Annotated in this window: 10 protein-coding genes; 7 read left to right on the top strand and 3 right to left on the bottom strand. The window is 44.7% G+C overall.

Translation table 11 applies throughout. The features are described 5' to 3' along the window. The first annotated feature begins 99 nt into the window (after positions 1-99). From EBI00_RS03645 to dapA, 6 genes are all read left to right on the top strand, one after another. Positions 100-2,109, top strand: a complete 2,010-nt coding sequence (locus tag EBI00_RS03645; RefSeq protein WP_123094568.1) for a methyl-accepting chemotaxis protein — start codon at positions 100-102, stop codon at positions 2,107-2,109. A gap of 91 nt (positions 2,110-2,200) precedes the next feature. Further along, positions 2,201-2,860: a TIGR02466 family protein gene (locus EBI00_RS03650; RefSeq protein WP_123094569.1), complete on the top strand. Its 660-nt coding sequence runs from the start codon at positions 2,201-2,203 to the stop codon at positions 2,858-2,860. Between the two features lie 103 nt (positions 2,861-2,963). Beyond that, on the top strand, positions 2,964-3,572 hold the full coding sequence (locus EBI00_RS03655; RefSeq protein ID WP_123094570.1) for a flavin reductase family protein: 609 nt from the start codon (positions 2,964-2,966) through the stop codon (positions 3,570-3,572). 26 nt (positions 3,573-3,598) lie between these two features. Continuing rightward, entirely contained in the window at positions 3,599-6,214 is a 2,616-nt protein-coding gene (locus tag EBI00_RS03660) for a cyclic nucleotide-binding domain-containing protein (RefSeq protein WP_123094571.1), read from the top strand. 34 nt (positions 6,215-6,248) lie between these two features. Then, positions 6,249-7,181 carry a DHH family phosphoesterase gene (locus EBI00_RS03665; protein WP_123094572.1) on the top strand — a complete coding sequence of 311 codons (933 nt, stop codon included), beginning with the start codon at positions 6,249-6,251 and terminating at the stop codon, positions 7,179-7,181. A gap of 333 nt (positions 7,182-7,514) precedes the next feature. Then, positions 7,515-8,387 carry a 4-hydroxy-tetrahydrodipicolinate synthase gene (gene dapA, locus EBI00_RS03670; RefSeq protein ID WP_123094573.1) on the top strand — a complete coding sequence of 291 codons (873 nt, stop codon included), beginning with the start codon at positions 7,515-7,517 and terminating at the stop codon, positions 8,385-8,387. 118 nt (positions 8,388-8,505) lie between these two features. Here the strand turns inward: dapA and EBI00_RS03675 are convergent, their stop codons facing one another. From EBI00_RS03675 to EBI00_RS03685, 3 genes are read right to left on the bottom strand one after another with little or no spacing between them, the layout of a single operon-like run. Further along, a complete protein-coding gene (locus EBI00_RS03675; RefSeq protein ID WP_241556937.1) occupies positions 8,506-9,015 on the bottom strand; it encodes a GNAT family N-acetyltransferase in 510 nt (169 codons plus the stop codon). A gap of 3 nt (positions 9,016-9,018) precedes the next feature. Next, positions 9,019-10,035, bottom strand: a complete 1,017-nt coding sequence (locus EBI00_RS03680) for a DUF2333 family protein (protein WP_123094574.1) — start codon at positions 10,033-10,035, stop codon at positions 9,019-9,021. Positions 10,036-10,046: 11 nt separating this feature from the next. Continuing rightward, positions 10,047-10,937 (bottom strand): hypothetical protein, encoded by an 891-nt coding sequence (locus tag EBI00_RS03685; protein WP_123094575.1) that lies wholly within the window; start codon positions 10,935-10,937, stop codon positions 10,047-10,049. A gap of 66 nt (positions 10,938-11,003) precedes the next feature. Here EBI00_RS03685 and dsbD point away from each other — a divergent pair, with 66 nt between their 5' ends. Continuing rightward, positions 11,004-12,953 carry a protein-disulfide reductase DsbD gene (dsbD, locus tag EBI00_RS03690; protein WP_241556938.1) on the top strand — a complete coding sequence of 650 codons (1,950 nt, stop codon included), beginning with the start codon at positions 11,004-11,006 and terminating at the stop codon, positions 12,951-12,953. Positions 12,954-13,077 lie beyond the last annotated feature (124 nt).

Below are 13,077 nucleotides of genomic sequence, written 5' to 3' on the forward strand. Positions count from 1 at the left end.
TCTCTTCACCCCATGTATACACAAAGCCAACATTGTTTTACCTTAAAGAATGAGATGATCACTTGCTAACATGCAGCCGTTTGATAGATAGAGGTATTTATGTCTTGGTTCAAAAGAACAACCCTACCCAGCCATCACAGTACACAAGAGCACGAGAGTGTACAGATTTTACAGATTACCTACTCTGAACTATCAGAAGCCAGCTTATCGGCGCTGCAGTTCCGAGGTAAAAAAACGCAACTCATACTTGCCTTTGTCTCCTCCAATCTGAATTTTGAAGACGTCGTGACCAAGATTCAAAAATACACACCATTTTGCAACAAGGTAGTCGCCGTCATGACCGCCGGCGAGCTTAACAGCCAGCAAAAAAACTTCTATCAGACCACGGAAGGTCAATGGGACTCTATTGTGCTACAAAGTTTTAGTGAAGATTTGCTCGCTGAAACCGAAATCAAAACCATTCCACTGCATTGTGAAGATCTAAAACAAGGCAATATCAACAAATCTAAGCAAGATAGGATTGCAACCATTCAGAGCGAAATAGAAAAGCTCAACGTAGAAATGCCGATTAATTATCAAAACACCATTGCTATTACGTTTATTGACGGCTTGTCATCCAGCGAAAACTTTTTTATGAAAGCCCTGTATGACAGTCAACGCTTTCCTTGCCATTTTATCGGCGGATCAGCAGGGGGTAAGTTAGATTTCAAACAAGCCAGTGTCTATGATGGCAACAAAGTCGCCCATCACTGTGCGGTGGTCATTTTCACTAAGCTGGCAGAGAATATTCGCTACGGCATCTTGAAAACGCACAATTTTCAAAAAACCCAGCGCTCCTTTTATATTGCCGAATCAGACCCACAAAAACGCACCGTCACTACGGTCATTTCAAAATCCACCGGCAAAATAGTCAATATTGTTGACCACCTTTGTGACTACTTCCAATGCCACCCCACTGACCTAGATAAAAAGCTCATCAGCCATTCGTTTGCCGTTGAGATTGGCAAAGAACTGTTTATTCGTTCTATTGCGAACATAGACTTAGACAAAAAAGTCATTCACTTTTTCTGCGATCTAGACTTTGGTGACGAACTTATTTTAGTGCAAGCTAAAGGCTTTGCAGACAGCACAAAGCAAGCCTTTGATGAATTTATGAAAGGCAAACCTAAGCCCGTTGCCATGCTGGCAAACGACTGTATTTTACGTCGCTTAAATAACGCAAAAGCACTGCCTGAGTTAACCGCTTTTCAACAAATCAAAGCCGCCGGTTTTTCAACTTTTGGTGAATTGCTTGGTGTTCACATGAACCAAACACTAACCGCGCTATTCTTCTTTAACGTCGCTAAAGGCGAAGCATTCTCTGACCCTATTGTTGATAATTTCCCGATTCATTACAGCTTTTTCAAAGAATTTTTTACCCTATCGCGCCTCAACAGCTTAATGCAGATCAACCGTCTTCAAGCGGATTTAATCACCTACCTTTCAGAATATCGTCCCCTCTTGGAGCAGGTAGTGGTGAGCTTTAACCAAATGACCACCTACTCTCAGCAAACAGAAGAGATTATCAATCACGTGAGCAACACCTTTCACGGTCTAAAAACCGATATTCATGCTCAGGAAGATGGCCGCAAAGCCCTAAGCGGCAATGTCGCACAACTCAAAAACAATTCCGAACAAGTGCTGGCCATTTTGAAAGTCATTTCAGGCATCGCAGACCAAACCAATCTATTGGCTCTAAATGCCGCTATTGAAGCTGCGCGTGCTGGGGAAGCCGGCCGAGGATTTGCCGTTGTGGCTGACGAAGTACGACAGCTGTCAAAAAACACGCAAGACAGTCTCAACAAAACCGGCGAAACCATCTCTGCGGTGACACAATCCACCAGCTCCATCAGCCAGCTAATCGAAAGCATCGAGCAGTTTATGTTGCGACTTACAGACAACACCAGCGAGCTAACTGCACAAATTCTCAACCTAGGCGACGCGTCTAATATGGCCAGCAGCGATGTCACTAAGAGCATCGCTGCAATCCAAGACATGACCGCTCGGATGGCTGAAATAGATCAAGAAGTCATGGTGATAGAGCAACTGAAGAAAGCCAATAGCCTCTAGCGTTTTTAAGTGAAGCAATCAAAGGATTGCTTCACTTCTTATTGAGGCTTGCTATTATGATGCTTCATAATAGATTAAGTTGAACTACAAAATGACTGACAACCCCCTTGTCCTAGAAGAACTGACCGTCTGGAGTACACCGCTTTTTGTGACTCAAATGCCAGACCATGAGTTTCTGAAAGAAGCCTTACTGGCCGCTGTGTATCAGCAAAAGTCGACGCAGACCACCGCAATAGAAAGCCAAATCGCACCCAAAGCCAAACACGCTCTGCATGAAAGCACGCTGGATTTTCTAGAACTTGCGGATGCCAACGTGACCGAAGTAAAACGCGCTTTGGAAGAGCTTATCTTGGAAGTCGCGGCTTCCGTCAATGGGAACTTTTGGCCTGAAGATATGCAGGCTGAAGCACATATTATTGAGTCTTGGTATCACGTCACACAAAAAGGGGGCTACCATGATGCCCACAGCCACCCAAACTGTTCGTGGTGTGGTATTTATTATCTCGAACCTGGCGATGCCGCAACAGCGGGTAAGGGTGGACTTAACCGATTCTATGACCCTAGAGTCAATGCAGAACATTACGCCGATCCAGGAACCGCTTACCTTGGCGGGCATGGGGTTTGGGATTTTACTCCGACAGATGGTCAGGTCATTCTCTTCCCGTCTTATTTGAAGCATTCTGCTTTGCCTTATTTTGGTGATAACGACCGCGTCGTCATCGCTTTCAACGCCATCATCGAAGCTTATTAGAAAGATTTAACAGGAAATTCCATAAGTTTTACTGCAAACATTCACAACTGATCCGTATATGTAGTAATTTAACAAGCAGTGTCTCACAACGACGGGGAAGTCTATGCGTTTCCAATTTGATCAACTGAGTGAAGGTCAACGCTATCATCTGATCACTCAGACAGTGACACCGCGCCCTATCGCGTGGATTCTGACAAAAAATGACAATGCGACCTTTAATCTCGCACCGTTTTCTTACTTTGCTCCCCTCTCTTCTGATCCTGCTCTGTTTGTTGTCTCGGTGGGCAATAAAACCCACGAAATCGCCAAAGACACCAAGCAAAACCTATTGCGAGAAAAGGAATGTGTTTTGCATATTCCAAGCGGTGACTTAGTCAATGCAGTGAACGATAGCGCCGCCAGCCTTGCCTATGGGGAGTCTGAATTGTCTGGCTCAGCGCTTACTCTTGAAGCCTTCACAAAAACACTGCCGCGTATCAAACAAGCAAAGGTCGCGTTTCATTGCCGATTGTTTGATAGCCATTCCTTAGGCGATAAAGGCTTTGATGCGCTCTACCTTGAAGTTATCGATGTGTTTATCGACGACGATCTAGTAACCGAAAATGATCGTCGTACCGTCATCGATAACAAGAAACTCAACCCGCTTTCACGACTCGGTGGCAACCACTACGCACTGCTCGGTGAAACAGTAACGATCAAGCGCCCTAATTAGAGCCATACCGTTTTGAGGTACCAAAAATGGATATAACCAAACAGATACATGCTTTCCCTTTTATGGGCAACGTCAGCACAGAACTGATGACGTCCTTGGTTGATCTTGCCAGCACCAAAACACTGACAGTCGGTGAAGTCCTGGCCAAGCAATTTGAAGTAGGCCAGTATATTTATTTTCTTATTGAGGGTGAAATCGCTATTTCAGTCCCCTTACAAGATACAGGGAAATCGTACAACGTTGGCTTAATCAATAAACCATTGTCTCCTATTGGTTGGTCTGCATTTCGACACCCTTCCCGTTACGCCACAACGTTTACGGCGACAAAATCATCCACCTTGATTCTATGGCCGATTGTTGAATTACAAAGAATATTAGAAACCGATTTAGTCTTAGCGAATCGCTTTTTGCAGTTTGTGTATGAAGAGTCTTTGCCTATTCTGACCGACATTCAAAATCAAACGCGCCCCTTTTTCTCTAACGAATCCTTGGCGTTTGAAGAAACACGCCCTTTGGTCACAACCGAAAAGCCGACTCAAATAATCAAAGATGCGGTCAATCTACTGAATTATGCGCCTTTCTGCGAAACTTTTACCCAAGCGGAAATTCACACCCTAGCCAAACAATCCACCACCTTGTTGGCGCACCAGGGCGACATTATTAGCCAGCAGGACCAACCTTCTGATGGGCTATACCTGCTCATTAAAGGTAAGGTCGTGGTCAGCTACCAAACGGAAACGGGCGACATCATCACAACTCGCTCGATTTCCCGTCCCGGCACCATTTTGGCGTGGACCACAAAAAATGCCTCAATGAAGAATCGTACGTCGATTATTTCCTCTAGAGACAGCAGTATTTTATACATTGCACAGAAAGACTTATTGGCCATTTTCGAAGAGAACCCCAAGTTCTCTGTGAAATACCTATATAGATTGATTTGGTTAATTGGCACACACTTGCTTTCGGCTCGCATGCGCTATTTATCACAAATTGCAAATGATGAAGTACTGGCCGTCAGCAATGTGATCGAACAAAACGCGGCACTTCTGCCCGTCAGCTCCCCTTTATACAAGGTCAGCGAGCTACTAAAAAGCGCCATAACCACTGACGAAGCCTTTGGCGTACTCTATAAATGCCTGCATTTTGGCTGTGTACTGGAACGTACAATCGCGGGTATGTGTTTAGACATTTTAAAAGATCTTCAGCGTGAAAACGCCTTTTACCGACATCTGCAAAATGTGTATGACACCATTAACAACCTTCCCAAAGAGACGCCTGCCCTGGACGCACGACGTTTGGGGACAGAGCTGTTTAAGCAGGCGTTTCAGCAGGTGCCTTATGTCATTAAAGGACTGGAAAACCTACCTAAAAAAGCTGGCTCCTTATTTATTTACAATCACTTATTAGGCTCACCGACAAATAGACTGCCTAATGGTTTTCGCTTTTCCATGGACGCTCAGTTTATTAGCGCTATGGTCATCGACAACGAATACGGCGTATCTGGTCAACGAGTCGTTCGTCGCAGTAAAGAAAGCGAATTTTGGCGAGACGATTTTTACAGTCGATTCGGTAATGTATTCATTAGCAGCTGGGACAGCCTTACCAAAGACACGCCTGAATACGATTCGTTTATTCAGCAGTCTCAGACGACGCTGCGCAATAATTTCCCATTAATGATATCGCCAGAAGGTCAAAGTTTTAGCACATCACAGTCACCTGGGCCATTATTGCCTCACGCTTTCGAAATTGCCGCTTCTATGGGGGCCGATGAGCCTTGGATTGTACCAGTCGCTGTGGCTAACTTTGATAAAAGAGCGGATCACAACCTGTATACCGTGATAGTAAAACCGGCCTTTAAGCTGTCCAGCCGAGTGAATCCAGCGGATAAAGAGGCTCTTGCCCAATTTCTCATCGACTACCAAGCTGAATATAAAGGGTATGTGGATGAAGCCGTAAACCTTTCAAGAGAAATACACCAGTACCCCATATTAAGTGGGCAAAATGGCTATCGTTCCAACGTGATGGGACTGAATCAAATAGACGTGGAATTCGAATCGGATGTCCGTGAACTAGAGTTTCATCTGGCCTATCAAGAATACAAAGAACGCCCTGTGGCCTTTTTTGGCTCTTCAACAATGCGCCTCTGGCATGACTTTGCGCAACACTTTCGCGATAAAGACGGTATAAACTTAGGCTTTGGCGGGGCCACATTAGAAGCCTGTGTGTATTATTTTGAACGCATTATATTGCCTCATAAACCCCGCTCATTGGTGATCTATGCGGGAGACAACGACATTGGCAACCAATGTGACAGCAACAGAGTCATTGAGCTTTATATTCAGCTGCTTGAAAAAATTGACCGTCACCTCACTGGCATACCGGTCACTCTAATCAGCATAAAATGCAGCCCTGCTCGAAAAGCCATGCGCGGGACGATAGAAAAAACCAACCAACAGCTCAAACGGTTGGCCAAAACGCGTCCAAATACTCGCTACCTTGACCTGTTCACCCTGCTGATAGACAAAAACGGTGAGATGAAAGAAAACTTATTTGAAAATGATAAGTTACATATTAATCATAAAGCGTATGATCTTTGGACAGAAAAACTCCTTGAGATTGAAAGCTTTGTGTTCCAAAAATAACCCTTAACATTTGATGAAACGCAGTAGGATTTTCATGTCAACAACAAAGTTTCGACTCGTGACACGCAGTGATTTTGACGGTTTAGTTTGTGCCGTTTTACTGAAAGATCTTAATATCATCGACGATATTCTTTTCGTACACCCTAAAGACATGCAAGATGGCAAGGTACCGATTGGCCCTAACGACATTACAACCAATCTGCCTTATGTAAAAGGCTGTCATCTTGCATTTGACCACCATTTGAGTGAAACCGTTCGTAACGACAGCCGTATAGAAAACCATGTCATTGACCCAGACGCGCCCTCTGCGGCTCGTGTGGTGTACGACTACTATGGTGGTGCAGACAAATTCCCTCACATCTCTGTCGACATGATGGATGCGGTTGATAAAGCGGATTCCGCACAGTTTTCCAAAGAAGAAATACTCAATCCTACCGATTGGGTGTTATTAAATTTCATTATGGATGCGAGAACAGGCCTGGGGCGTTTTCGTGATTTTCGCATCTCTAACTATCAACTGATGATGAAATTAATTGATTATTGTGCCAACCACAGCATTGAAGACATACTCGCCCTTGAAGATATTCAGGAACGAGTAAAACTGTATAACGAACACGACGAACTGGCGAAAGCTCAGCTAAGCCGCTGCGCTACACAGCATAAAAACTTAGTAGTGCTTGACCTAACTGAAGAAGAAACCATTTACGCCACAAACCGTTTCGTGATCTATGCTCTGTTTCCAGACTGCAATATATCCATCCACAAAATGTGGGGATTGAAAAAACAAAATACCGTGTTTGCTATCGGTAAATCGATTCTCAATCGATCCTCCAACACCAACGTGGGTGAACTTTGTTTGCAATACGGTGGCGGTGGACATCTTAATGCTGGCACCTGCCAAATTGACAATGCAGACGCCGATGCCACGCTTGAGAAAATCATTCAAACGATCAATCTAGACGGCTAAGACGTTGATGCCCGCCACAAAAACACCTCAAGAATAGGTTCGTGGCGGGCATACAGTTTCTACAGAGTTGCAAGACAAATAAAAGCCTTTTAGTAGGTTGACCTTTTTAGAAAAAAAGTTCAGCATACAAAAACACTGAATATTTACTTAATTTAACGTTACTTTATGAACAACAGCATCTTAAAAAAACACAACGGCGATAAACGTAAAGCAAAGAAGCTCTGCTTGGCTGGCGTGTGAAATTAAGATATTAAACTTCCCCGGCAGCATTCTTGCTGACGGTATTGTTTCTCTCTTCAGCAAAATGCATACCGGCCCAAATGAGGCAAATGTATGTTTTACGGCGCAATCACAGCACTAATTACCCCCTTCCGCGACGGCCAGCTTGATGAAAGTGCGTTGCGCAATATCGTTCGCTGGCAAATAGATCAGGGGATAAACGGCTTAGTGCCAGTCGGCACAACGGGTGAGTCGCCCACTCTAAGCGAAAAAGAACACAAACGCGTTATTGAGATCACCGTTCAAGAAACAAATAAAGCCGTCCCTGTGCTTGCGGGCGCCGGATCAAACAACCCTGTTGAGGCCGTCAACTATTCAGAGTACGCCTACCAAGCAGGGGCAGACGCCACCCTACATGTTGCGGGATATTACAATCGCCCCAACCAAGCGGGCCTCTATGAACATTTCAAATATGTTCACGACCACAGTAAATTGCCCATTATTTTATATAACATTCCGCCACGCTCTATTGTCGGCTTAGACGTAAGTACATTGGCCAAACTGGCTGAACTGCCTCGCATCATTGGCGTAAAAGACGCCACAGGAGATCTAACCCGCCCTATTAGGGAGCGCGCTTTAATTAATAAGCCTTTTAACTTTTTAAGCGGAGACGATGTTACGGCAGTTGCCTATAACATTGGTGGGGGTAACGGCTGTATTTCCGTAACGTCAAACGTGGCACCAAAACAGGTGGTCGAATTACACCGTTTATGTCGCGAAGGAAAATATGTCGAAGCGGCTCAATTACAAGACAAACTGTTTGCCTTGCACACCGCACTCTTCATAGAACCTAATCCAATAGGGCCAAAATACGCCATGTCATTACTTGGGCTATGCACAGAAGAATGCCGTTTGCCGATGGTACCACTTCAAGACAGCACCAAAGCGACGATTCGTCAAACCATGGAAGCGCTGGAACTAATTTAACCCGCTCAGCCGTTTGATTTAGACCGTTTCACCTAGAGCCCCTTTTAACGGATCGCTTTAGGTGAAGCAGATACTCAGATTGTCTTTTCGCTCTGTCTAAAAACACTGTCTAAAAACATCACGACAATAATTTACCGTACAAATACACATCTTCTTGGCCGAACTCATGCCTGGCAACGCCAGGCAATTTGCCCCACTGCTCGAACCCCTGTTTTTCAAAAAACACCCTGCTACTTAAGTTGCTCTCAAAAACGTAGGCAATTAAGCGGGTAAAACACAAGGCAAGGTGTTGGTCCATCAAATAACCCAGTAGCTGAGTACCGACGCCGTTTTGCTGATAAGCAGGTTTAACGTACAAACTGACTTCACAGGTTTCATCAAAGGCCGCGAGTCCATAAAAGGGCTCAATAGAACACCAAGCGATGATCTCTCCTTGCTGCGCCATGACGAATAAAGGATGCCTATCCGTCATTCTCTCAATCCAATCAATGACATCAATTAGATTGACATCTTTGTAACGAGACTTGCCAGAGTGCGCCTGCTCACCACAAAAAATGGCCAAAATAGACGGAGCATCGTCCAATTCGGCTCGACGCACAATGTGATTCTTCTTATTTGCTGTCAACAACACTTACCCTTGTAACAACAAACGACGAAGATCAATAATCGCAGTGTTCGCTCTCGCTATGTAGGACGCCATCACCAATGAATGGTTTGCTAACAAACCAAAGCCACTACCATTTAAGATGATAGGTGACCAAAGAGTAGCTTGGGTCGCTTCCAGCTCGCGAATGACTTGACGTAAACTCACTAGTGCGTTTTTGTCTTCTAGAGTAGACATAAAATCGACTTCTATTGCTTGCAACATATGAATCAACGCCCAGTTGGTGCCGCGCGCCTCATAGAACACATCGTCAATCTTTAACCAAGGTGTTCTTACATAGCGACTGTTTTCGTCTGAGCCCATTTGCGGCTCGTCATCGATCACACTGGCTGACAGACGCTGCGACAAGCTGCCTAAACGGGTACTCACATCGGAAAGCCAGTCGGCTAAGTTGTCAGCACGGGCATAAAACTGTGCCTTATTATTACTTTCTCCTGCTAAACGATCCAAGTACGCCATCAACTCATTGTTGCCTCGACGATACTCATTTTCACTTGATGGCAGCGCCCAGCTTTTGTTATCAAAGTTAAACTGTGGTTCAGCCACTTTTAAATTGACATCTTCCGTTGACTGAGACTGTGACCGACTAAACTCTTTACGAAACGCTCTAGCCAGATCACGAGACTGTACTAAAACCCCAAATTCCCACGCTGGCATGTTATCCATAAACACACCAGGCGGCATGATATCATTGGTGATAAAACCACCAGGCTTTTCCAGTAGAGTCTCAACAATCGTGTGTAAGGTACTTGCCGTGGTATACCCAACAACAAGATTTTGACTGTTGTCTAAATACCCACGCTCAGCGGCTTTTTCTTTTGCCACTGCCACGACATCAAAAGGCTCAGGCTCATTACTCCAGTACATCCCCAAGACAGTCACTAAAGCCACGACCACTAAAACCGCAATGGTCGCGGATTTTCCCATTCCAGACATATTCACGTTTGGTTTTAAAGCCATTAACTTTTCCGTTATACGCGACATTTTGACCTACCTTAATCTTGTTGTAATTCCACCCTATAATCGGCACGATGATATGTCATCGCACGCACACGAAACTCTGTAACTCGGCTGTTAATAATCTGATAAAGCAATCGAGCCTCTTTATCGTTAGGCCAATAAATCACTATAGACGATTGTAACGCTGACACTTGATCGATAATAGGCTGGATTTGCAGGATAATGTCTTCTTCACTCCGACTGAAAAGGTCTTTTGGCAAACGAAACTGACCTTCTTCCAACGGTACCTGTCTCCCCCCCTTAGCGTCTTGACTATCGTTTGTTGCCGTCGAATCGTTACGGACGCTGTTTTGTGGGGCATTTAAAGCGGTATTTGACACACTACGACGCTCATGCAAATCCTTTATTCGCGAAGACATTTCCAATAAAACGGGATCTTCGGAGTTAACAGAGCGAGCTAAGTCAAGATAACGGCTGGCTTGTGAATATTGACGATTTAGAGCCGCTTGCCAAGCCCACTCTGTATAAAGATCAACAATTTTACTGATGCCTTGAATCGCATAAAAGTTGCCAGGGTCCCTTCCTAAAGCCGCTTGAAAATACATATTGGCATTATCTTCTTCTGGCGTTACCAGTCGATTACCAGACAATGCTTGATTACCTCGTTCGATCAAATTTTGTGTCAGTTGTTCTGCTTGGCTAAGACGCTTGACCCTAGCGGATGGTTTCTGAATACTCGCGTCAGCAACTTGACCTAGCATTGTTGTATTCTCCTTGCTCTCTTCATCATCATTCAATTCCCTCAGCGGCTGAACGTGAGTGAGTTGCTCGGTTTCAGCGCTATGATTCCCTTTCAGGGTCGTCATGGCGCCCTGACAGCCTGTCAGGAAAAGCACAACAATTAGGAAACACGCCCATTTTATCATCAACTTTTCACCTTACAATTGGCATATAATCGGTACCTTGCTAGTCTACACGTATCAAGGTATTGGATGAAATATGGATTCTCCTCTAACAAGCTTAGGTTAACCTATCAAAAGGCTATTATGCGCTTTTTCGCTCTATTGTTTTTTCTCTTTTTTCACAGTGCGTCTCCCGCTTTCACCTTTGGCTCTGTCACGCCTTCCCTAACCAAGCCCACATTTCTCGACGTAGAACAAGCATTTCAGCTGTTGGTTACACCTAATGATGACGGAACCTTGGTTGCACACTGGAAAATTCACCAGGGGTATTATTTATATCGTGATCAGTTCAAATTAGAGCAATTCACATACACACCCTCAGTAGACTTGAGTCATCTCACCGGAACGGACCAAGTAAACGGGTTATCTTTCGCATCCTTTGCGTTAGGCGAAATCATACAAGACCCCTATTTCGGTACGGTAACGGTATACAGAGACGAGCTATCGCTGTCCATTCAACACGACCCACGCCTTCCACCCGGGACGCAAATAAACGCCGTGCTGACCTACCAAGGTTGTGCCGATAAAGGGTTATGTTATGCCCCCGTTAACCATCCAATTCAGTATACAGTGCCTAACCCCCCCTTAAATCAAGACGTTAACGCCTCACAACTTGGTGAGGTTCCGTCGGAGAAGAACGAGAGTGCAAGCCAACAACCTCAGATCTCGCCATCACAAACCGAGTCAGTGAATCAGCTTTTAAACCAGTCTTTCTCATGGACCACGCTTGCAACCTTATTTGGAATAGGCTTGCTTTTATCGTTTACTCCTTGCGTATTACCAATGATTCCCATTGTGAGCGCTATCGTTGTTGGGACACAAAATTCAAGAATGGGGGCTTTTTACTACAGTTTGGTATATGTACTGGGCATGGCACTGACCTATGCGGCTATTGGTGGTCTAGTTGGACTCTTTGGTGTTCAGCTCAATTTACAAGCTAGCCTGCAAAACCCCATCATAATACTGCTAAGTGCCGGAATATTTGTTGCTCTCGCGATAGCCATGTTTGGCGTTTATGAGCTCAAGCTACCAGGTTCTTGGCAACAAAAACTGCAGGTAGCCAGTAGTACCAAACACCCTTCTTCGAAAACCAGCATCAGTGTTTTTATCGCTGGCGTTTTATCTACCTTAATCGTCTCACCCTGTGTATCGGCCCCATTGGCAGGTGCCTTGCTATTTATCAGCAGTCAAAATAGCGCCTTACAAGGCGCACTCATTTTGTTTGTGATGGCGATGGGCATGAGCGTGCCGCTTTTGTTAGTCGGCTTATTTGGCCCCAAAATTCTACCTAAAAATGGCGAGTGGCTGCATGACATAAAAGTAATGATGGGCTTTGCCTTATTGGCAATGTCAATTTGGCTGATAACTCGATGGCTCCCCTTTAGCAGCCACCTGCTGTTATGGGGAGGATTAGCACTGTCTATTAGCGGTTATTTTATTCACCGCGGTATCAAGGAACACAGTCACCCCATACGCTGGTTTATGGCCTTAGTGTTTATGACATTGGGGATCATTGAGTTTTTAGGAGGAGCAATGGGTGAAGTTGACCCCCTTCAACCTTTGAGAAAGCTCAACATGTCATCGCAAGAAAGCAAAAATCTTGGCACCATGAACAGCCAGCCTATCTTTCACGCCACCATAACAAGTTTGGACGAATTGAACGCATTAATTCATCGTCAAGATCCCAGACCTATTGTATTGGATCTTTACGCAGACTGGTGTATCAGCTGCATAAGCGTCAATCGTATGCTTGCCTCACCAGATATCGCTTTACAGCTTAATCAGACCCGGCTAATTAAGGTGGATGTCACGCAAAATAGTGCGAAAAACAAGGCGTTAATGCGCCAATTTAATTTGATTGGCCCACCCTCTTTGGTGTTTTTAAATGCTCAGGGAGACGAATACCCAGGAATGACCTTAATGGGAACGCCAACCCAATCTCTTATTTCCGCACGTTTAGACGCCATCACACAACCTTAGCAAAAAAGCCAACAGAGCAAGTTTACAAAAGATCATTATTCAACCTACATAAACATTTTTTGGTTTTTTTGCTACAGAACTGGACAAAATACCGCTTTTTACCGATAATTTCGAACTATAAGCA

Origin of the sequence: Marinomonas hwangdonensis, from assembly GCF_003721245.1 — a bacterium.
Lineage (GTDB): Bacteria > Pseudomonadota > Gammaproteobacteria > Pseudomonadales > Marinomonadaceae > Marinomonas > Marinomonas hwangdonensis.

Bases quoted from the DNA above. Each gene is read 5' to 3' on its own strand.
- EBI00_RS03645 (WP_123094568.1), top strand. From the start codon at position 100: ATGTCTTGGTTCAAAAGAACAACCCTACCCAGCCATCACAGTACACAA.
- EBI00_RS03650 (WP_123094569.1), top strand. From the start codon at position 2,201: ATGACTGACAACCCCCTTGTCCTAGAAGAACTGACCGTCTGGAGTACA.
- EBI00_RS03655 (WP_123094570.1), top strand. From the start codon at position 2,964: ATGCGTTTCCAATTTGATCAACTGAGTGAAGGTCAACGCTATCATCTG.
- EBI00_RS03660 (WP_123094571.1), top strand. From the start codon at position 3,599: ATGGATATAACCAAACAGATACATGCTTTCCCTTTTATGGGCAACGTC.
- EBI00_RS03665 (WP_123094572.1), top strand. From the start codon at position 6,249: ATGTCAACAACAAAGTTTCGACTCGTGACACGCAGTGATTTTGACGGT.
- dapA (WP_123094573.1), top strand. From the start codon at position 7,515: ATGTTTTACGGCGCAATCACAGCACTAATTACCCCCTTCCGCGACGGC.
- EBI00_RS03680 (WP_123094574.1), bottom strand. From the start codon at position 10,035: ATGTCGCGTATAACGGAAAAGTTAATGGCTTTAAAACCAAACGTGAAT.
- EBI00_RS03685 (WP_123094575.1), bottom strand. From the start codon at position 10,937: ATGATAAAATGGGCGTGTTTCCTAATTGTTGTGCTTTTCCTGACAGGC.
- dsbD (WP_241556938.1), top strand. From the start codon at position 11,004: ATGAAATATGGATTCTCCTCTAACAAGCTTAGGTTAACCTATCAAAAG.